Source organism: Microbacterium paulum (assembly GCF_015707995.1).
GTDB classification, from domain to species: Bacteria; Actinomycetota; Actinomycetes; order Actinomycetales; family Microbacteriaceae; genus Microbacterium; species Microbacterium paulum.
The window spans coordinates 1-20,201 of record NZ_JAAGRY010000040.1 but is presented as its reverse complement, the minus strand read 5'-3'; the positions used below and the strand labels follow the sequence as shown (position 1 = coordinate 20,201).

General features: G+C 71.0%; 19 protein-coding genes. 12 read left to right on the top strand and 7 right to left on the bottom strand.

Features of this window, described 5'->3' with window-relative positions; genetic code table 11:
* Positions 1-24 precede the first annotated feature (24 nt).
* Together G3N18_RS10450 and G3N18_RS10445 are read left to right on the top strand one after the other, a co-directional pair.
* Positions 25-1,467: a TrkH family potassium uptake protein gene (locus G3N18_RS10450; RefSeq protein ID WP_196384208.1), complete on the top strand. Its 1,443-nt coding sequence runs from the start codon at positions 25-27 to the stop codon at positions 1,465-1,467.
* Positions 1,460-2,131, top strand: a complete 672-nt coding sequence (locus tag G3N18_RS10445; RefSeq protein ID WP_196384207.1) for a potassium channel family protein — start codon at positions 1,460-1,462, stop codon at positions 2,129-2,131. Before G3N18_RS10450 ends, G3N18_RS10445 begins: the two co-directional genes overlap by 8 nt.
* 157 nt (positions 2,132-2,288) lie before the next feature.
* Here G3N18_RS10445 and proC read toward each other — a convergent pair whose 3' ends face one another.
* Positions 2,289-3,122, bottom strand: a complete 834-nt coding sequence (gene proC / locus G3N18_RS10440; protein ID WP_196384206.1) for a pyrroline-5-carboxylate reductase — start codon at positions 3,120-3,122, stop codon at positions 2,289-2,291.
* Positions 3,123-3,195: 73 nt separating this feature from the next.
* Between proC and G3N18_RS10435 the strand changes: the two genes are divergently transcribed.
* Positions 3,196-4,308: an alpha/beta fold hydrolase gene (locus G3N18_RS10435; RefSeq protein ID WP_196384205.1), complete on the top strand. Its 1,113-nt coding sequence runs from the start codon at positions 3,196-3,198 to the stop codon at positions 4,306-4,308.
* A 25-nt stretch (positions 4,309-4,333) separates the two neighbouring features.
* Here G3N18_RS10435 and G3N18_RS10430 read toward each other — a convergent pair whose 3' ends face one another.
* Positions 4,334-4,765, bottom strand: a complete 432-nt coding sequence (locus tag G3N18_RS10430; RefSeq protein WP_196384221.1) for a nucleoside deaminase — start codon at positions 4,763-4,765, stop codon at positions 4,334-4,336.
* Positions 4,766-4,900: 135 nt separating this feature from the next.
* Between G3N18_RS10430 and G3N18_RS10425 the strand changes: the two genes are divergently transcribed.
* From G3N18_RS10425 to upp, 6 genes are read left to right on the top strand one after another with little or no spacing between them, the layout of a single operon-like run.
* Positions 4,901-5,239, top strand: coding sequence for a type VII secretion target (locus G3N18_RS10425; RefSeq protein ID WP_196384204.1), 339 nt, complete (start codon positions 4,901-4,903; stop codon positions 5,237-5,239).
* Positions 5,236-6,666, top strand: a complete 1,431-nt coding sequence (locus G3N18_RS10420; RefSeq protein WP_196384203.1) for a putative T7SS-secreted protein — start codon at positions 5,236-5,238, stop codon at positions 6,664-6,666. The genes G3N18_RS10425 and G3N18_RS10420 overlap by 4 nt, the downstream gene beginning before the upstream one ends.
* On the top strand, positions 6,663-7,022 hold the full coding sequence (locus tag G3N18_RS10415; protein WP_196384202.1) for a hypothetical protein: 360 nt from the start codon (positions 6,663-6,665) through the stop codon (positions 7,020-7,022). The genes G3N18_RS10420 and G3N18_RS10415 overlap by 4 nt, the downstream gene beginning before the upstream one ends.
* The gene (locus G3N18_RS10410) at positions 7,019-7,603 is read left to right on the top strand and encodes a hypothetical protein (protein WP_196384201.1); all 585 of its coding nucleotides are present in this window, start codon (positions 7,019-7,021) and stop codon (positions 7,601-7,603) included. The genes G3N18_RS10415 and G3N18_RS10410 overlap by 4 nt, the downstream gene beginning before the upstream one ends.
* Before the next feature lie 23 nt (positions 7,604-7,626).
* Positions 7,627-8,709, top strand: a complete 1,083-nt coding sequence (locus G3N18_RS10405; protein ID WP_196384200.1) for a hypothetical protein — start codon at positions 7,627-7,629, stop codon at positions 8,707-8,709.
* 10 nt (positions 8,710-8,719) lie between these two features.
* On the top strand, positions 8,720-9,352 hold the full coding sequence (gene upp / locus G3N18_RS10400) for a uracil phosphoribosyltransferase (RefSeq protein ID WP_196384199.1): 633 nt from the start codon (positions 8,720-8,722) through the stop codon (positions 9,350-9,352).
* A 39-nt stretch (positions 9,353-9,391) separates the two neighbouring features.
* Here upp and corA read toward each other — a convergent pair whose 3' ends face one another.
* The 3 genes from corA to G3N18_RS10385 form a co-directional block, all read right to left on the bottom strand.
* Positions 9,392-10,393 (bottom strand): magnesium/cobalt transporter CorA, encoded by a 1,002-nt coding sequence (corA, locus tag G3N18_RS10395; RefSeq protein ID WP_196384198.1) that lies wholly within the window; start codon positions 10,391-10,393, stop codon positions 9,392-9,394.
* Between the two features lie 259 nt (positions 10,394-10,652).
* Positions 10,653-10,952, bottom strand: coding sequence for a DUF3467 domain-containing protein (locus G3N18_RS10390; RefSeq protein WP_196384197.1), 300 nt, complete (start codon positions 10,950-10,952; stop codon positions 10,653-10,655).
* A gap of 16 nt (positions 10,953-10,968) precedes the next feature.
* Entirely contained in the window at positions 10,969-14,571 is a 3,603-nt protein-coding gene (locus G3N18_RS10385) for an AAA domain-containing protein (RefSeq protein ID WP_196384196.1), read from the bottom strand.
* A 200-nt stretch (positions 14,572-14,771) separates the two neighbouring features.
* On the opposite strand from G3N18_RS10385, the gene G3N18_RS10380 reads away from it, so the two are divergent.
* The gene (locus tag G3N18_RS10380; RefSeq protein WP_196384195.1) at positions 14,772-16,841 is read left to right on the top strand and encodes an NAD(+) synthase; all 2,070 of its coding nucleotides are present in this window, start codon (positions 14,772-14,774) and stop codon (positions 16,839-16,841) included.
* 59 nt (positions 16,842-16,900) lie between these two features.
* Here G3N18_RS10380 and G3N18_RS10375 read toward each other — a convergent pair whose 3' ends face one another.
* A complete protein-coding gene (locus G3N18_RS10375; protein ID WP_196384194.1) occupies positions 16,901-17,485 on the bottom strand; it encodes a 4'-phosphopantetheinyl transferase family protein in 585 nt (194 codons plus the stop codon).
* Positions 17,486-17,615: 130 nt separating this feature from the next.
* Between G3N18_RS10375 and G3N18_RS10370 the strand changes: the two genes are divergently transcribed.
* Complete coding sequence (locus G3N18_RS10370; protein WP_196384193.1) at positions 17,616-18,170, top strand: phosphorylase family protein; 555 nt, start codon at positions 17,616-17,618, stop codon at positions 18,168-18,170.
* A 63-nt stretch (positions 18,171-18,233) separates the two neighbouring features.
* Complete coding sequence (locus G3N18_RS10365; RefSeq protein ID WP_196384192.1) at positions 18,234-19,256, top strand: FUSC family protein; 1,023 nt, start codon at positions 18,234-18,236, stop codon at positions 19,254-19,256.
* 33 nt (positions 19,257-19,289) lie between these two features.
* Here G3N18_RS10365 and G3N18_RS10360 read toward each other — a convergent pair.
* Positions 19,290-20,201: SbcC/MukB-like Walker B domain-containing protein (locus G3N18_RS10360; protein ID WP_268932601.1), on the bottom strand; the 912-nt coding region annotated here is incomplete at its 5' end.

The following is a 20,201-nucleotide window of genomic DNA, read 5'->3' as shown; positions in this document are numbered from 1 at the left end:
AGCGAACGAGGAGAGGAGGCGGTCATGGCGGAGCACTCCGTCGTCGTCCGCGCCGGGCGGCGCCTGGCCGCATCCGCCACCCGTTTCGGTCACGGACTGCGCGAATTGGCGATGGCCTCGCCGTCTCGGTTCGCCGTCCTCGTCTTCCTCGCGCTCATCCTGCTGTTCACGGTCCTGTTCTCGTTGCCGGCGGCATCGGCCGACGGCACGCGCACGCCGTTCGCCGACGCGCTGTTCACCGCGGTGTCCACCATCTGCGTCACCGGCCTGTCCACGGTCGACATGGCGACGCACTGGTCGGCGTTCGGCCACGTGATCGTGTACATCGGCGTGAACGTCGGCGCGCTCGGTGTGCTGACCCTGGCATCCATTCTGGGTCTCGTCATCTCGAAGCGCCTCGGGCTCCGCGCGAAGCTCATCGCCGCGGGCGACACCAACCCGCTCCGCGCCCACGGCGGGCCGGTCAACGAGGGGCAGACGGTGCGCCTCGGCGAAGTGGGTCAGCTGCTGTCGACCGTCGCGCTGTCGACGCTCGTCATCGAGGCGGCGCTGGCGATCCTCCTCTACCCGTCGCTTCTCATCAACGGCGTCGACCCGGTGACGGCGCTGTGGGAGGCGCCGTTCTACTCCGCGATGGCGTTCACGAACACCGGCTTCGCGCCGAACGCCGGCGGCCTGACGCCGTTCGCGCAGGACTACTTCTTCCTGACGGTGCTGATGGCGGGCGTCTTCCTCGGATCGATCGGCTTCCCGGTGATCTTCACGCTGTGGCGCCACCACTTCCACGTGCGCCGCTGGTCGCTGCACGCCAAGCTCACCGTGATCACGACGGTCATCCTGTTCTTCGTGGGCGCGGGGGTGTTCCTGCTGCTCGAGTACGACAATCCCGAGACGTTCGGCGAGATGGATGCCTGGGACACCACCTTCCAAGCCTTCTTCCTCTCGGCGATGACCCGCTCGGGCGGCTTCTCGATCATCGACATCTCGCAGCTGAACGGCTCGTCGCTCGTGGCCGGGTCGATGCTGATGTTCGTCGGCGGCGGGTCGGCCTCGACCGCCGGCGGCATCAAGGTGACGACCCTCGCCGTGCTCGCCCTGGCCGTCTGGTCCGAGGCCAAGGGACGCCCGAGCGTGCAGGCGTTCGGTCGGCGCATCCCGAGCGACGTGCAGCGGGTCGCCCTGTCGGTCGTCGCGTGGGGCGCCACGATCTGCGCGATCTCGACGATCACGATCGGTCAGATCACCAAGGCACCCATCGAAGACGTGCTGTTCGACGTGATCTCGGGATTCGCGACCGTGGGCCTGTCGACCGGGCTTACAGCGAACCTGCCCGATCCCGCCGTCTACGTGCTCGCGCTGACCATGTTCATGGGGCGCGTTGGTACAGTGACTCTCGCCGCGGCGGTGGCCGCGACATCCCATTCGCAGCACTATTCGCTGCCCGTGGAAAGGCCGATCGTTGGTTGAGCAACTGCGCAGCGACGCTCCCGTTCTGGTGATCGGCCTCGGCCGCTTCGGCGCGGCGTGCGCCGGCGAGCTCGACCGGCTCGATCGCGAGGTGCTCGCGATCGACGAGAGCCTCGACCTCGTGCAGAAGTGGTCCGAGCGGGTCACCCACACGGTGCAGGCCGACGCGAGGAACATCGAGGCGCTCAAGCAGATCGGGGCGCAGGACTTTCAGGTGGCGGTCGTCGCGGTCGGGTCGTCGATCGAGGCATCCGTGCTCATCACGGCGAACCTCGTCGACCTGAAGGTGCCGCAGATCTGGGCGAAGGCCGTGTCGCAGAGCCACGGCAAGATCCTCGCCCGGGTCGGCGCGAACCACGTCATCTACCCCGAGCGCGAGGCCGGCGAGCGGGTCGCGCACCTCGTGTCGGGGCGCATGCTCGACTTCATCCGGTTCGACGACGACTTCGTGCTCGCCAAGATGTACCCGCCGAAGTTCATCCGCGGCATCAGCCTGAACGAGTCCGGCGTGCGCTCGAAGTACAACGTGACCGTCGTGGGGGTGAAGAGCCCGGGCAAGCCCTTCCGCTACGCGGAGGCGAACACCGTGGTCACCAACCACGACCTGATCATCGTGTCGGGCACCAACAGCGACATCGAGCGGTTCGCCTCGCTCGACCGCTGACCCCGCGCGCTCTCTCCTTCTCCCCCTCCCTCTCCTTCTTCTTCGCGCGCGAGCCGCTACGTTTCGGGCGAGCCGCTATGTTTCGGCGGGCCAGAACGTGGCGGCTCGGCCGAAAGATAGCGGCTCGGCGGAAGTGGGCGGGGATGCCGGGGCGGGGTTACGCGCCGGCGGCGAGTTCGGCGGCGCGGGCGACGGCGGCGTCGGTCGCCTCGGAGAAGAGTCCCGCGAGGTTCGCGCCCTGCAGCACGGCAATCGCGCGCTCGGTGGTGCCCTTGGGGCTTGTGACGCGGCCGCGCAGCTCGGCGGGGTCTTCGCGGGTGGCATCGAGCAGCGCCGCGGCGCCGATGAAGGTCTGCTCGGCCATGAGCCGCGCGTCGGCGTCGCTGAAACCCTTGCCGCGGGCGGCCTCGGTCAGCTCTTCGATCAGCAGGAAGACGTAGGCGGGGCCCGACCCCGAGATCGACGACAGCGCGTCGATCTGCGCCTCGGGCACCTCGATCACGACGCCGCACGTCTCGAACAGCGCGCGCACGAGCGCGACGTCGGCAGCGGATGCCGCAGAACCGGATGCCACGCCGGTGACGGCCTTGCCCACGACGGCGGGCGTGTTCGGCATGGCGCGCACGACCGGAACACCATCGCCGACGATCGCCTCGAACGTCGCGAGGGTGACGCCCGCGGCGAGGCTCACCACGATCGTGCCGGGGCGGAGGGCGGGCGCGATCTCGCGCAGCAGATCGGGCACCATGACCGGCTTCACCCCGACCAGCACGATGTCGGCGGCGGCCGCGGCCGCGGCGTTCGCGCCCGGGTCGTCGGCGAGCGCCGCCGTCGTGACGCCGTCGAGGCCGGCGAGCGACGAAGCCTTCGCCGCGGTGCGGTTGGTGACGGTCACCCGGGGCGCCAGACCCGAGCGCGACAGGCCCGTCGCGATGGCACCTCCCATCGAGCCGGCACCGAGGATCGCGATCGAGGGGAGGGTGTGAGCCATGGCATCCATCCTACGGATGAGGGGTAACTGAGAGTTCATTCAGGTGAAAGGGAGGGCGATGTAGGATGCGGTCATGAACCTCTTGGACGGCATCACCTCGCGGCTCATCGACACCGATCGACTGACCGTGAACATCCTCGAGCGGGCGGGCGACGACCCCGCGACGGCCGCCGAGCAGACCGTCGTGCTGATCCACGGAAACGTGTCGTCGAGCCTGTTCTGGCAAGAGCTCATGCAAGACCTGCCGAGCGATCTGCGGGTCATCGCGATCGACCTGCGCGGCTTCGGCGACACCGAGAGCCTGCCCGTCGACGCGACGCGCGGCGTCCGCGATTTCAGCGACGACGTGCACGCGACCCTCACCGCTCTCGGCATCGAGACGGCGCATCTCGTGGGCTGGTCGATGGGCGGCGGCGTCGTCATGCAGTACGCCCTCGATCACCCGGCGCTTTCGCTCACTTTGCAAGCCCCGGTCTCGCCGTACGGGTTCGGCGGCACGCGCCGCGACGGCACGCGGCTCACCGACGACGACGCGGGAACCGGAGCCGGCGGCGCCAACGCCGACTTCGTGCAGCGACTCACCGACCCCGACCCGACCGACGACGCCCCCACCTCGCCGCGCAGTGTGTTCCGTTCGGGCTATGTCGCGCCGGGCTACACGAGCGAGCACGAAGACCTGTGGGTCGCGTCGATGAACACGACCTCGACGGCGACCGGCAACTACCCCGGCGACAGCGTCGCGAGCCCGAACTGGCCCGGTTTCGCGCCCGGGCGCCTCGGCGTGCTCAACACCATGGCGCCGGGCCACTTCGACACCTCGGGCATCGTCGACCTCGCACAGAAGCCGCCCGTGCTGTGGGTGCACGGAACCGTGGATGCCATCGTGTCGGATGCCTCGTTCTTCGATCTCAACCATTTGGGAGCGATCGGCGTGATCCCCGGGTGGCCGGGCGACGACGTCGCCCCGGCGCAGCCGATGGTCTCGCAGACCCGCGACGTGCTCGACGCCTACCGCGCCGCCGGCGGCGAGGTCACCGAGGTCGTGCTCGAGGGCGTCGGACACTCGCCGCATCTCGAGCGCCCGGCCCTGTTCCGCCGCGCCCTGCTCGAGGTGATCGGCTACATCGGCGCACCCGCCGACCCCGCTCCCCCGACCGAGGCGATCATCCTCAGCTCGTCGGACTGATCGCCGGCGCGACGGCCTCAGCGCGTCAGCGACGCGCGTCGAAGAAAGCGCGCAGCAGCGCCTGCGCCTCGGTTTCGCGCACCCCGCCGACCACTTCGGCGCGCACGGGTAGGCGCCGGTCGCGCAGCACGTCGTACACCGAGCCGGCGGCACCGGCCTTCTCGTCCCACGCACCGAACACGACACGGCCGACCCGCGCCTGCAGAATCGCGCCCGCGCACATGAGGCACGGTTCGAGCGTCACCGTGAGGGTGCAGCCGTCGAGGTTCCACGAGCCGAGCGTGTCCGCCGCGCCGCGCAGGGCGACGATCTCGGCGTGCGCGGTCGGGTCGTGGCTCTCTTCGCGCAGGTTCCGGCCTTCGCCGATGATCGCGCCCGAGGCATCCGTCACGACGGCACCGACGGGAATCTCGCCGGCCTGCGCCGCCACCGCCGCGAGCGCGAGAGCGCGCGCGATCGCACGATCGTCGGACGGGTCGGTGGGGAGGGTCACCGCTCCAGCGTAGAGCCGCCCGCTGCCCGACCATGGGGAGTTCTCCCCATCGCCGGGTGACACGACCAGACCTAGGCTGGAGCGCGCAGAAGGAGACGCATGACAGACCTCAGGATCGACACCGAGCGGGTGCGCTCGGTCGGCACCGGGCTCGCGCGCATCGCGCACGAGTTCGAGAACGCGAACGTGCACAGCGACCAGATCGCCGCGAGCGTCGGGCACGACGGGCTCGCCGATGCCGTACGGTCGTTCGCGCACGCGTGGGACGACACCCGCAGCGACATGACCGAGTCGATCAAGGGTCTCGGCGAGGCGACGACGGCGATCGCCGACACCTTCGAACAGGCCGACCACGAACTCGCGGCGGCGATGGACGGCACGTCGACCGTTGCCTCGGCTGCGCCCGGCACCGCTCACGGCAGCGCGGTGCCGCGATGAGGCCCGCGGACTGGTCGGCGGCGGGGTTCGGCAGCGACCCGATCCCGGGCGACCCCGATACCGTTCGCCACGGCGGCCACAGCTACCTCGACATCGCGCGGACGATCGACACCACGGTGCGTGGCCTGCGCACGCTCGATCTCGAGAGCACGGTCTCTGAGGCGATCGACGCGCTCGGAGAGACCGCACGTACCGTCGCTGACGACATCGCGAAGGCCGAGGCGCGCTACCGGGCCACGGGGAACGCCCTGGTCAGCTACGCCGCCGCACTCGCCGACGCGCAGGACGCGTCGGTCACCGCGCTACAGCGCGCTCAGTCGGCGCAGGATGCGGCGTCTGACGCGCAGACTGAGCGTCGACGCTACCTGCACCTCTCCGAGGGCGCCGCCGATCCCGCCGACGCCCTCCGCTACGAGACCCTCGCCGACGATGCGGGGCGGGATGCCCGTCACGCAAGCGGTACCGCGAACGCGGCCCACCAAGACATCCTCGACGCCGCACGCCGGCGCGACGTCGCGGCGCAGAGCGCGCGCGACGAGATCGAGAACACCACAAGCGGTGACCAGCTCGGCGACTCGTGGTGGGACGACTGGGGCAAAGACGTGCTCTCGGTGATCACCGACGTCGCCGGTACGATCGCGGGCATCGCCGGCATCCTCGCCCTCGTCGTCTCGTGGATCCCGGTCATCGGCCAGGCGCTCGCGGCGGCACTGCTCCTCGTGGCGGGGATCGCCGCCGTCATCAACGCGATCGGCAACATCGTGCTGGCCTCGACCGGCGACAGAAGCTGGGGCGAGGCGATCGTCAGCATCATCGGAGCCGCGCTGGCGGTCGTCGGCATGGGGGGCGCCCTGCGTGCCGTGACTGGGCTCAGCCGCGGGGCGTTCGCGGCTGCGGGGCGGAGCATGGCGAGCGGGGCACGCAGCGCCGCGTCGCGTGTCGCGACGGGCGCCTCGCGCGTGCGCAATCTCGGCGCTCGAGCGCGAATCAACGCACTAGCTCGTCAGCAGTCCGGCTGGAACGGCGAGAAGCTCACCGTCATGGAGGCGCTGAGGCTCGAGCCGCAGACACTGGCGAAGTCGGAGCGGCTGTGGAACACGCCCGTCGCGGCGCCGCACGATGGCGATGCCGCGTTCCGGCTCTGGGGCGGCGGGTCGGGCTCGGGCGGCGGTTCATGGTCGGGGGTGGACCCCTCGACGATGAGTTCGACGCGAGAGATGCTCGGGCTGCCGAACGTGAACACCATGGACAACCTTTCGCTGGGCGTGATCACGGATGCCTCGCAGGTACAGCACGTGCGTCACGCGCTGCCATTGGACGGCATGCCGGGAGGCGGCGCTGAGTGGGTGTTCCGCGGCGGCGATCCCCTGGACTTCGCCGTCGGCCGCGTGACTCTCGTCGATGTTGTGTTCGCGGTGCGCCCATGACAGCGCTTCGCTCACGCCCGTTCCCCCACCGCCTCGTCGTCGTCACGATGGATCCCGGGTGGACTGCGGTCGATGCGGCGGCCACCCACCCGGTGAACGCCGGCGAGGTCTTCCGAGGGTTCATCCGCCTCGGCAGCGGCGACGACGCCCGCTACGGGTACGTGGCGGGGCGCGACCAGTGGGAACGCGACGGATCGCCAGTCTGCGCCGGCATCCTGTTCCAGGTTTCGCCGTCGCTGCGCATCGAGCCGACGTCGTTCCCCTCGAACGGACGGCGCTACCGCGAAGTGGGCGAAGTGGCCGTTGCCAACGATCCCCGCTTATTCACAGAGTTGCGCGCGGGATACTCGCGATGACCTGCTTTCGCGACAGCCCGACGAAACGCGTCGCGGACTTCGACTTCACTCATCCGATCACGATCACCGAGGGGCCGGCGCCGTGGCGCGGAGCGCAGGTGATCGCCACCGCCCCACTGCTCGCGAGCGGCATCCGCGCGTTCGTGCGAATCGACGTCGATGGGGCGCAACGCTACGCGGGGACCTGCCGCGACGGGTGCGCGCGCAGATACCGCAGAGTCTCACTTTGGAGCGCACCGCGTGACTTTCGCCGGGAATCCGTCGTGACGGCGGTCTCTGGCCGGGAGTTCACCCACGCAGTGAGACTGCTCAACGCGGCCCCACCCTTCGACGGGCTGATCGTGCGTTCAGCCGGCGATCCCCTGCGCAGCACGGGTGCGTTCGTCGTATACGACCTTGACGGGACCACGCGCCACGGCTACATCCTGACCCGACTCGCCATGGACGTGCGCGGCGAGCGCTGGGGCATGGGGCTTCTCTACGACGTCGACTCGTCCGCAGACGCCGCGCCCCCTTCGTCTCCTGCTGCCCTCGACTCGCGTTTCCGCCAGCGCGCGGAGATCGAGTTCCGGTATGCCTGAGAGCGGCCCCGTAGTCTGAAGCGATGACTGCTGAGAACCCCGAGGCCATCCCCTCTGCGCCCGCACCCGACGTCGGGTCGGAGCGGCTCGCCGCAGCGCTCGCGGCGATGGATCCGGCCGCGATCGGCCGGGCGCTGCGACAGGATTTCGTCGTCGTGCCGCTCATGCGCGGTCCGGAGGGCGAGACGCAGACCCGCGTGATCGTGGCCGACGACCCGGACGGCGAACGCAAGTGGGAGTTGCACCTGTTCTCGTCATCGCAGACGTTCGCCACCTGGCTCGGGACGAACACGGATGCCGGAGAGTTCGCGCTCCAACGAGGCGCGAGTCTCATCCCGCTCCTCGACGCGTATGGGCCGATCCTGCGCCGCGTGATGTTCGACACGGCGGGGCCGCACCCGGTGCATGCATCACCGGAGGATGTCCGCGCGAGCCTCGAGCCGCAGCCGGGCGACGACGACGTGCGGTGGATCACCGAAGGCCCGGAGCACGGGCTGCGCCCCGGCGAGCGGGTGCGCGGACTCGACCTGTTCCTGGGCGACGACTGGGCGCAGATCGATCTCTCCTCCCCGGCATCCATCGACGCCGACACGAAGGCGCTCGTCGATGCCCAGTTGAGCGGCGTGGCCCCCGCTCCTGTGCTGCGCGGACAGCTGACGGCGTGGCTGCGACAGTCGGCACGCACGGCCGCTGCCGCGGGCGGACGGTCGATGGCGTACCTCACGCGGCACACCGCGGATGCCGCGGCATCCGTCGCCGTCACGAGCTACTGGCAACCGCTCGGCGCACCCCCGGCCGGTGAGAACGGTGGACATCTCGCCGCGATGGGCGCACGCCTGAACGCCGACAAGGCCCCCGGGGATGTGCTCGTCGAGGCATCCACCGCCGCCGGCCCGCTGCTGCGGCTCACGCACCGCCGCCTCGGCCCGCCCGAACTCTCCGCCGCGCCCGTCGGGGTCATCGACTACTGGCTGCAGTTCCCCGATGGGCAAGGGCTCTGCCTCGTCAGCTTCTCGACGCCGCACCTCGACCAGCTCGCCGAGGTGCAACGACTGTCGGATGCCATCGTGCTCGCCGCCGCGTGGGATCTCGCCCCGACGCCGTAGGCTGGATGCCATGCGCGTGCACGTGGCCGACCACCCCCTCATCACCCACAAGCTCACGGTGCTGCGCGACGAGCGCACCCCCTCACCGGTGTTCCGTCAGCTCACCGAGGAGCTGCTGACGCTGCTCGCCTACGAGGCGACGCGGAACGTGCGGGTCGAGGAGATCGAGATCCAGACCCCCGTCACCACGACGACCGGCGTGCGCATCTCAGAGCCGCGGCCCCTCGTCGTGCCGATCCTGCGCGCCGGCCTCGGCATGCTCGACGGCATGGTGAAGCTGCTGCCGACGGCCGAGATCGGCTTTCTCGGCATGGCCCGCGACGAAGAGACGCTGCAGCCGTACACCTACGCGGAGCGCCTGCCCGACGACCTGAGCGACCGGCAGTGCTTCGTGCTCGACCCGATGCTCGCCACCGGCGGGTCGCTCGGAGCGGCGATCGACTTCCTCTTCGCGCGCGGCGCGCAAGACGTGACCGCCATCTGCATCCTCGCCGCCCCGGAGGGCGTCGCGAAGATCCAGGAGCAGGTCGGCGACCGCGACGTGACCCTCGTGCTCGGCGCGCTCGACGAATGTCTCAACGAGAAGGGCTACATCGTGCCCGGTCTCGGCGACGCCGGCGACCGGTTGTACGGCACCGTCTGACACGCTCCGGCGGCTCGGCCGGCGCCTGGCATCCGCTCGTCAGAGCCAGTGCCGGCGCTTGAAGATGAGATAGAGCACCGTCGGGAAGGCCACCATGACGCTGAGCGCGACGGGGTAGCCGTACTCCCAGTGCAACTCGGGCATGACGTCGAAGTTCATGCCGTACACCGTGCCGATGAGGGTCGGCGCGAAGATGATCGCCGCCCACGACGAGATCTTCTTCACCTGCTCGTTCTGCTGCAGGTTCACCTCGGTCTGACGGCGCGCGACGAGCGCCGAGTGCACGGCGAGGGCTTTGTCGAGCGTCGTGCGGAACCCGTCGATGCGCTCGGCGACGCGGATCGCGTGGTCTTGCACATCGCGCAGTCGCCGCTGCAGTTCGATGTCGACGTGATACGCGTCGTGCCCGCGCTGCAGCCACTCGATGATCCCGACGAGCGGATGCGTGGCGCGCGAGAACTGGATGATTTCACCCGACAGCTCGTAGATGCGCCGCGACAGCGCGTCGTCGTCGGAGTTGCCGAAGAGGTCGTCTTCGATCTCGTCGATGTCGTTCTCGATGCCCGCGACCACCGGCTCGTATTCGTCGACGATCCGGTCGAGCACCGCGTAGAGCACCGCTTCGGAGCCGAGGGAGAGCAGTTCCGGCTGCTGCTCGAGCCGTCGTCGCACCGACGCCAGGTCGGGCGACTCGGCGTGCCGGATGGTGATCAGAAAGTCGGGGCCGGCGAACAGGTGCAGCTCTCCGATGTCGAGCTGCTCGCGCGCGTCGTCGTAACGGGCCGGGCGCAGCACGACGAACAGCGTGTCGCCGTAGCGTTCCACCTTGGAACGCTGGTGGCCGACGGCGGCGTCTTCGATCGCGAGCGGGTGCAGGTCGAACTCGGCGGCGACCGAGGCGAGTTCGCCGGCCGTCGGCCGGTACAGGCCGATCCACGCGAAACCGGTGTGCGCCTCTTGCAGCGTGTAGGTCTCGTCGAGGTTGCGCGGCGTCGCCACGCGCTGGCCGCCGACATAGATGGCGTTGTCGATCAGGGTCATGTCGTCTCCGTAGGCACGGGCGCCCGGGTCGCGGGCGCGCGGATAGGTCGCGCACCCGGGTGGGGCGCGCGCAGATGCGCCACGGGAAAGCCGGGCCTCAGCGTGCCAAGACGCGGGCGGGCGACCCCGTGGCGCGCGGACTATCGTCTGCCATGGTCGTCACCGCCTTCGATCGGATGGGCCGCGGCAAGGAGGGGTACGCGGCGCCTCGGCCACTATACGCCCGCCGGATGCCTCGGTCAGACCCGCCAGATGAACATCAGGTGCCGGTGCGGCGGCCCGTCTCCTGCTCCCAGAACTCGAGCTGCTGCGTGAGGGCTTTCGCCAGCTCGAACACCTGCTGCGGAGGGATGCGCACGCGCTGCACCACCCGGCCGGGGACGACGGTGACGGCGTTGCCCTCGGCATCCACCCCCGCCTGCGGCGGACGGGCGAGCGACACGAAGTCCATGACGAACACGTCGGGCGTGTGCCAGACGTTCGCGAAGTCGGCGTAACTGCCGGGCACGACGTCGGGCGGAAGGTCGATCTCGAACTGCCGGGGCGCGTCGTCGGTCATGACAGCGAGTCTAGGGTCATGCTGCGCCGACGAGGCGGGCGAAGGCGCTGAGGCGCGCGACGCCCTCGGGGGTGCGGGGCAGATCGTCGAGAAGCCCCGTGCCGTAGACGACGTAGGCGGTGTGCTCGGCGCGCGAGACGGCGACGTTCAGCCGGTTCTGCAGCAGCAGGAACTCCAGCCCGCGCGGGGCGTCGCGCCCCGACGAGGCGGCGAGCGACACGATCGCGACGGCTGCCTCCTGCCCCTGGAACTTGTCGACCGTGCCGACGGGCACCGCGCCGAACCCCGCCGCGGCGAGCGCCTCTTCGACGACGACCTGTTGAGCGTTGTAGGGCGTCACGACGATGAGATCGTTCTGAGCGAGCGCGCGCGGCGCCGCCCCCTCGCCCGACACCCACGCGCGGCCGACGAGGTCGCCGACGATCGCGACGACCCGCTCGGCTTCCTCGGGCGACGAGGTGGCGTTGCCCGAGTGCCCGAGCGGCACGGGAGCGAGGCCGGGGGCGACACCCTCGAGGTGCCGCGCCGACGTCGAGGGGTGCGCCGCGAGACGACCCTCGTACGAGAGCTGCGACACCGGCTCGGCGACCTCGGGGCGCATGCGCCGCGTCTGCGCGAGAAAGTAGCCGCGGTCTTCGGCGATGACGGCGGCACCGTCCATGATCCAGCCGAGCGCCGATGTGTCGACCGGCTCGGGGTGGGTGCCCTGGCTCACCTGGGGCAGCTGCTGCGGGTCGCCGAGCAGCAGCAGGCGCTGCGCCGCCGCCGAGACGGCGATGGTGGATGCCAGGGAGAACTGGCCCGCCTCATCGATCACGAGGAGGTCGAGGCTGCCGCGCGCGACCCGGCCGGGGTGGCTGAGGTCCCACGCCGTGCCGCCGATGACGAAGCCCTCGGGGTGTTCGGCGGCGAAGGCGGCGTACCCGTCTTTCGCGATCGGGGTGAACGACGGCTCTGCGCTCGCGCCCGTCTTCAGCGCCTTCGCGACCTGCGCCTTCGGCAGCCCGGCCTCGACGATCCGGTCGAGCATGTTCTCGACGACCGCGTGCGACTGGGCGACGACGCCCACTCTGAAACCTTGCTCGGCGACGAGCCGGGCGACGACGTGCGATCCGACGTAGGTCTTGCCCGTTCCGGGAGGGCCCTGCACAGCGAGGTGACTGCGGTCGAGGTCGTGCACCGACCGCACGATGTTCTCGACGTCGTCGGCGCCTCCGCGGGCGAGCGCGCCGCCCCGGGTGCGCGGCGAGCGGCGCAGCAGCAGATCGGTCGCGGGGTCTTTCGGGAACGCGTCGCGTGTCAGGGGCGCCGCCTCGATCACCCGATCGGCCCACTGGTCGATCGCGGCCTGCTGACTGCCGGCCTTGGGCGGATCGGGCGGTGTCAGGGCGATCGGCAGCTCGCGCCACGTGAGACCGTCGACGGGCGTCTCTTCGACGATCACGCCGTCGTCGAGCGTGTCGACGATGCGCACACGGCGCGCGGCGTGGATCCAGCGCGGGCTCGTGTCGATCGGGAACGGCGCGGGCAGGTCGTACAGCAGGAAGCCCTGGCTTTCGGGGGTGAGCTTGGTTCCCGGGGCGAGATCGCCGCGCAGTTCGAGCACGCGGCGCTGCACCCGCGCCCCCTCGGGCAGGTGCCAGTCGGTCAGTACGCGACAGCGATCGTGGTCAAACACCACGACGTCGCGCGTGTCTTCCCAGATCGACACGGGCTCGCGCAGGCGCAGAAAGTGGGTGGCCCAGAAGGTCTTGGCCTCGCGCGGGTAGTAGTCGATCGCCGCCGCCCCGAGACGCAGCGCCGCAACCGCCCGCTCGTCGGGGTGCTCGGCCCCTGCCGCCTCAGCGGCCAGCCGGTTCAGCGCTTCGGCGCGCGGCGAGGGCTCGTAGGGGCGCTCGGCGGCGTCGATGTCGGCGGAGGGCGTGAGGTGGGCCTCGCGCGCACGCTCGACGAGCCAATCGCGGAGGCGCCGCGTCGAGACGCAGTCGTAGCGGTTGTAGTCGGCGAGGTCGTCGAGCACCGCCTGCGCCCGTGCATCGTCACCCGCACCTGCGAACTCGCGCGCCTCGACGTATTTGACGATCGAATCGTCGCCGCGCTGCACGTCGCTCGTGCGCACCTCGTCGCCCATGTAGAGCGGCTCGAGCTTCTTGATCGAGTACGACCGCGATCCCACGCGGAGCGCCCTCCGGACGACCGGGTAGAGATCGACGAACACGCCCTCGCGCAGCAGCGTGTCGACCTCGGCCTCGCGCACGCCGTAGCGCGCCGCCATCGCCAGCAGGTGCGTCGTCTCGTAGGGCGCGTAGTGGTAGATGTGCATGCCGGGGTGCGCCTGGCGGCGGAGAGCAACGACGTCGAGGAAGGTCTCGAGCGCCGCGCGCTCTTCGGCATGGGTATGCGCCCACAGCGCGGTGTACTGCTCACGGTCGTCGACCCAGCCGAACAGGTAGTCGATCCCCCACTGCGGCTGACGCCCTGATGACTGACCCCCCGATGACTGACCCCCGGGCGGCGGCGTCTCGGTGTAGAGCGGGTCGCCCTCGAAGTCGAAGAAGATGTCGCCGCGGTCGGGGCGCGGAAGCGCGCCGATCGCCCGCGGGAAGACCACTTCGTAGGTCGGGACGGGCGGGCCGGCTTGCTCTTCGGCCACGGCGGCGGGTTCGTCAGCCACGGCGGCGACGGAATCGAGGGACGCGACACCGCCGGCGGGGCTCGCGAGCTGCAGTCGCGCCTGGGTGCGAAGGCCGTCGAACGTGTCCCACGACATGCGGGCAGGGGCCTCACGCGCGGCGGCGAGGTCGTCGATCGTGTGGATGCCCGCCGCGCGCAGGCGATCACTTTGCAACGGGCGCATGCCGGCGACCAGAAGCAGATCGCGGTGCACGACGACCTCGGCGTCGCACGTCGCGCACCGGCCGCACGCGACGACGCGCAGGTCGCCCCGGTCATCGCCCCACGCGATCGACGCGCCCGCCGCGCCGGCGGCGAGGTCGCGATCGGCGATCAGCGCGCGCAGCCGGTCGCGGCGCAGCCGGAAGACCGGCATGAGGTCGCGCACCTGATGGGTCGAGGTCGTGCCGTCGCCGAGGAGAAGCTCGACCCGGTCGCTGTGCGGGACGCCGAGACGGTCGAGCTGATCGACGTATGCCGCCAACTGCATGAGCGCGGTCACGCGCGCGTGGCGGGCGAGTTTGGTGTCTTGCACGATCCAGCGACAGTCGTCGCCGCGCAGCAGAAAGTCGGCGAAACCGACGAACTCGTCGGTGGCGAAGACGGCCTGATAGACGACGGCCACGTCGGCGTCGGCGAGGGCCGCGTTCGTCGCGGCGACCGCCGCCGCGATGCCCTCGGCATCCGACGACCGCGTCTCGGGCAGCTCGACGACCCGGCCCGGGTACTGCTCCCGGTACGCGTCGAGCTGGCGCAGTTCGTGCTGCGTGCCCAGCCGACCGGCCCGAGCAAGAGTGAGATCTTCGGGCTCGGCGACGGCGGGGAGGCGCCCGAGCTTCGCGTCGATCGCACGCAGCCAGGCGAACTCGCACTCGGCCGCGGCTTTCAGGTCGCTCGCGCTCCAGACGATCCGCGCACCCCGGCCGCTGTCTTCGATGTATCGCATGTCACCCTTCCGCGATCGACCCTAGCCGCGGGGTGCGACACCCGGCGCGGCGCCACCGGCGCAGTGACCAACGGTCGGATCGGTGGGGCAGGTGTCATCCCGTGTGACGCCGCAGTCATCACCCGCCCCACCGACCCGACGACTGACACCTCACGTTCCACCATCCCCGCGCCGAGCCGCGCACCTGCCAGACTGGGGCTGTGAGCGAGCAGCTACCGTTCGAGAGCGTCTACCGGCACGGCTTCGCGCGCGTCGCGGCCTGCACGATCCCCGTCGCGATCGCCGATCCGGCGCGGAACGCCGCCGCTGTCGTCGCCGCGGCCCGCGAGGCGCATGACGAGGGCGCCGCCGTCGCCGTCTTTCCCGAACTCTGCCTCACCGGCTACGCGATCGACGACCTCGTCATGCAAGACGTCGTGCTCGACGCGACCCGCACCGCGATCGCCGATATCGCCGCCGCGTCGCGCGCGCTGCGACCGCTCCTCGTCGTCGGGGCGCCGCTCCTCCTCGGCTCGCGCCTCTACAACTGCGCCGTCGTCATCCACCGGGGTGCCGTGCTCGGCGTCGCCCCGAAGACCTACCTGCCCACCTACCGCGAGTTCTACGAAGCGCGCTGGTACGCGAGCGGCGCCGACGCCCCCGCGGCCACGGTCCTCGGCGGGGAGGAGGTGCCGGTCGGCGCCGACCTGCTCTTCGAGGCATCCGACGTGCCCGGCCTCGTCGTGCACGCCGAGGTCTGCGAAGACATGTGGGTGCCGATCCCGCCGTCGTCGACCGCCGCGCTCGCCGGAGCGACGGTGCTGCTGAACCTCTCCGGCAGCCCCATCACGGTCGCCCGCGCCGACGACCGGCACCTGCTCGCGAAGTCGCAGTCGTTCCGCTGCAACGCCGCCTACGTCTACGCTGCGGCGGGGCTCGGCGAGTCGACCAACGACGTGTCGTGGGACGGTCAGACGATGATCTACGAGTCGGGCGCGCTCCTCGCCGAGACCGAGCGCTTTCCCGACGGTCCGCGCACGGCGATCGCCGACATCGACCTCGACCGACTGCGGCAGGATCGCCTGCGCCAGGGCACGTTCGATGACAACCGGGTGCAGAACCCGGCGGCCGAGTTCGCCCGCGTCATCCCGTTCGAAGTGAATCCCCCGGCATCCATCACGACGCTCCGCCGCCCGCTCGACCGCTTCCCGTTCGTGCCCGACGACGCGGCGCGCCTCGACCAGGACTGCTACGAGGCGTTCAGCATCCAGGTATCGGGGCTCGAGCAGCGCATGCGCGCGATCGGGTCGCCGAAGCCCGTCATCGGCGTGTCGGGCGGCCTCGACTCGACACACGCTCTGCTCGTCGTCGCCCGCGCGATGGACCGGATGGGACGCCCGCGCAGCGACATCCTCGCCTACACGATGCCCGGCTTCGCGACGAGCGAGCACACGAAGTCGAACGCGATCGCCCTCGCCGAGGCGATCGGCGCGACGACCTCGACGATCGACATCCGGCCGATGGCGACCGAGCTGCTGCGAGGCATCCACCACCCCTACGCCGACGGCGAGCCGGTGTACGACGTGACGTTCGAGAACGTGCAGGCGGGGGCGCGCACCGATTTTCTGTTCCGCCTCGCGAACCAGAACGGCGGGTTCGTCGTCGGCACCTCCGACCTCTCCGAGCTGGCGCTCGGCTGGGCGACGTACGGCGTCGGCGACCAGATGAGCCACTACGCGGTCAACGCGGGAGTGCCGAAGACCCTCATCCAGCACCTCATCCGCTGGGTGATCGCCCACCCCGACGACGGCGCGGCGCTGACACAGGATGCCAAGGACGTGCTGCAGTCGGTGCTCGACACCGAGATCAGCCCCGAGCTGGTACCCGCCGGGCAAGACGGCAAGGTGCAGTCGACCGAAGACACGATCGGCCCCTACGCGCTGCACGATTTCGCCCTGTTCCACGTGCTGCGCTACGGGCTGCGCCCCTCGAAGATCGCGTTCCTCGCCGAGCAGGCGTGGGCGGATGCCTCGGCCGGCACCTGGCCGGCCGGGTTCCCCGATGCGGACCGTTACGCCTACGACCGCGCGACGATCGTGCGCTGGCTCGAGGTGTTCCTCACGCGGTTCTTCGGGTTCGCGCAGTTCAAGCGCACCGCGATCCCGAACGGACCGAAGGTGCTCGCGGCCGGCTCGCTGTCGCCGCGGGGCGACTGGCGCGCGCCGTCGGACGGCAATGCCGCCGTGTGGCTCGCCGAACTGCGCGCGGCGCTCCCCGAGCTGGCCGACTGATCCGGTTCTTCGACCGATCGGGCGGCGGCTCGGCGGCGCGGCTCGGGCGGCGCCGCGGCTCAGGCCGCGGGGCGGCCGACGGCGATCGTGATGATCCAGCCGTCGCGTGACGCGTCGACCAGTTCGTACTTCATGTTGCGGTCGGGGATCCAGCCCTTGTTGCGCCCGGTGTCGAGGTGCACGCGGTCGGGGGCGACGCGCACGCCGCGCCCGTCGGCTTCGAGCACGGCCTGCACGCGCACCCAGTGCTGCAGCAGCTCTTCGGTGTTCGACTCGTCGATCAGTCGCGAGTGGCGCCGCATCTGCCGGATGTCGGCGTCGTCGGGGTGCATGTCGCGGATGTCGATGCCGACGGAGAGCGACGGGTCGCAGATCGCGACGACGGTCGCCGCGCGATAGCTCGCGGTCACGATCGAGATGGGCAGCTCTTCGCCGCCTCGCGAAGCGATCAACCGGGTGTGGTACCCGAACCCGCGCGGCGCTTCGCGCTCGATGCGGATGTCTTTGACGTCGCAGTTGAGCTTCGCGGCGATCAGCTCTTTCGCGATGATGCGGCGACGATCGTGCACGCTCGTCGCCGGGTCCCAGCCCAGTCGGGCGCTGACGCCCTCGGGGGTGTCCAGAGGAACGGTCTGCAGGGTCATGTCGCTCCGATCTCCATGCGGACGGGTCGGTCGAGACCCGCCATCCTCATCTTGGCCCACGCGGGGCACTCTCGCGCCCCACTCGCACGTGAGAAACCCCGGCGCGCCCGGCGGATGGGACAATGAGACGGTGAAACTGCTCGTCGCCGCCCTCGCCTCAGAACTCGACGCCTTCGAAGACGACCTCGCCGGGTTCGAGCGTCTCGTGACCGGGCCGGGCAAGCTGCAGGCGACCTACGCCCTCACCCGTCGGCTCGACGACGGCGGCATCGATGAGATCGTCGTGGTCGGCACCGCCGGGTCGGTGGATGCCTCGGTGACCGGCGTGCACGAGGTCGCCGCGGCGATCCAGCACGACGTCACCGACATCGACGGCGTCGTCGGCCAGCACGTGTCGCTGCCGCCGCGGGTCGAGACCGGGGGTGGCACCGCGACGATCGCCACGGGCGATCACTTCGTCGACGATGCGGATGCCGTGGCATCCATCCGCGCCCTCGGCGCGACGCTCGTCGACATGGAGACCTACGCCTACATCTGGGTGGCGGAGCGCTTCGGTGTTCCGATCACGGTGCTGAAGGCGGTGTCGGACAGCGCGCAGGACGACGCGATCACCGATTGGCGCAGCGCCGTCGCCGCGTGCAGCGTCGAGCTGCGCGACGACGTGCGTCGCCGCTACGGCGTCTGAGCACGGCGGGGGCGCGGGGCGCGATCCCGGGCCGCGGCGGCCCTGGCCGCGTAGCGTGAGGGGATGAACTGGTCGCTGCGCGCCGCCCGCCGATCCTCGCTGCTGCAGGTCGTCAAGTCGGCGGTGGCGACGGGCGCCGCCTGGCTGATCGCGGGGTGGCTCGTCGAAGGGCCTCCGCCCGTGTTCGCCGCGATCGCGGCACTGCTGACGGTGCAGCCGAGCATCAGCCAGTCGTTCGGACGCGGCGTCGAGCGGACGGTCGGGGTGATCGCGGGTGTGATCGTCGCCTCGGCGATCGGGCTGCTGCTGGGGTCGGGGTTCTGGGCGGTCGCCCTCGCGGTGACGTGCGCGCTGCTCGTCGCGTGGGCGTTGCGGGCAACGCCGGGCACCGCGAACCAGATGGCGATCAGCGCGATGCTCGTGCTCGCCCTCGGCACGGCGACGCCCGGGTACGCACTCGACCGCATTCTCGAGACGGCGATCGGCGCGGTGATCGGCCTGATCGTGAACCTCGCGATCGTGCCGCCGCTCGCACTCGGCCCCGCGCGCGAGCGGGTCGCGACACTCACCGGCGACACGGCGGCGGCGCTCGACCGGCTCGCCGACGCGCTGGTGCACCCGCAGAACGCCGCGACGCTCGACGAGCTGCTCACGCGGGCGCGGGCGCTGCGCGGATCGGTGGCCGCGGCAGAGGCGGCGATCGCCGAGGCCCACGAGTCGTTGGCGTTGAATCCGCGGCGCCGACGGCGCTCGAACGAGGTCGCATCTCTCGAAGCCGACGTGCGGCGCCTGTTCGCCATCAGCACCCAGCTGACGGGCATGACCCGCGCGTTCGCCGACGACTACGACGAGACGCTCGCGGGCGACGGGTACGCCGCGGCGATCGCGGAGCAGTTGCACCGTGCGGCGCACGACCTGCGCCTCGCGGTGTCGACGAGCGGGCTCGCGGTCGCCGACGAGCCTCCGGCGCTCACCCGCCCGCTCGAAGTGCTCGCCGCGCCGCCGGCGCACTGGATGCTGGTGGGATCGCTGCTCGTCGACCTGCGCCGCATCCACGACAGCCTCGCCGCCCGCGCCGAAGAGTGAACACCCCGGGCGGACCGGCGCCGATCGGCGCGGTCAGACGCGTCGGACGCCGGCCGAGACATCCTGTCGGATGATGCTCGGCCCCTGCGGCGTCGCCTCGACGATCAGCTGCGCGGGCAACTGCTCTTTCATCGCCTCGACGTGACTGATGACGCCGACGGTGCGCCCGCCGGCGCGCAGTTCGTCGAGGGTGCGCATGGCGAGCTCGAGGGTTTCGGGGTCGAGCGAGCCGAAGCCCTCGTCGACGAAGAGGGTGTCGAGCCGGATGCCTCCGGCGCGCGAGGTCACGACTTCGCCGAGCCCGAGCGCGAGGGCGAGCGAGGCGAGGAACGTCTCACCGCCCGACAGCGACTGCGGGCTGCGGAGCCGGCCGGTGTGCGCGTCGAGCACCTCGATGCCCAGGCCCGAGGCGCGCCCGCGGGCGGCGCGGGCATCGGAGTGGTGCAGCGTGTAGCGGCCGGACGACATCTCCGACAGACGCACGTTCGCCGCCGCGACGATCTCTTCGAGTTCAGCGGCGAGCACGAAGGTCTCGAGGTCCATCTTGAGCGTGTTGGGGGCGCGCCCGGCGACGGTGTCGGCCAGCCGCGTGACGGCGCTCGCCCGGTCGGCGACGCCCTCGACCTCGGCGGCCGCTTCGTCGACGCGCTGCGACAGGTCGCGGAGCGCCTCGGCGGCGAGTTCGGCGCCGCGTCGCGCGGCGATCGCGGCCGTGCGTGCGGTATCGGCCTCGGCGAGGTGCCGCTCGGAGTCGGCGAGGCCCTCGGCGGTGACGTCGTCGCCGGTGGCGGCGAGTTCGAGGTCGAGCAACCGGGCCCGCGTGGCGGTCAGGTCGGCGGCGTCGCGCGCGAGGCGGGCGTCGAGGGTCGCGATCTCGGCCGCGGGCAGCAGCGCGGTGCGCACGGCGTCGATCGAGGCGAGGTCGCTCTCGGCGAGGCGTGCCGC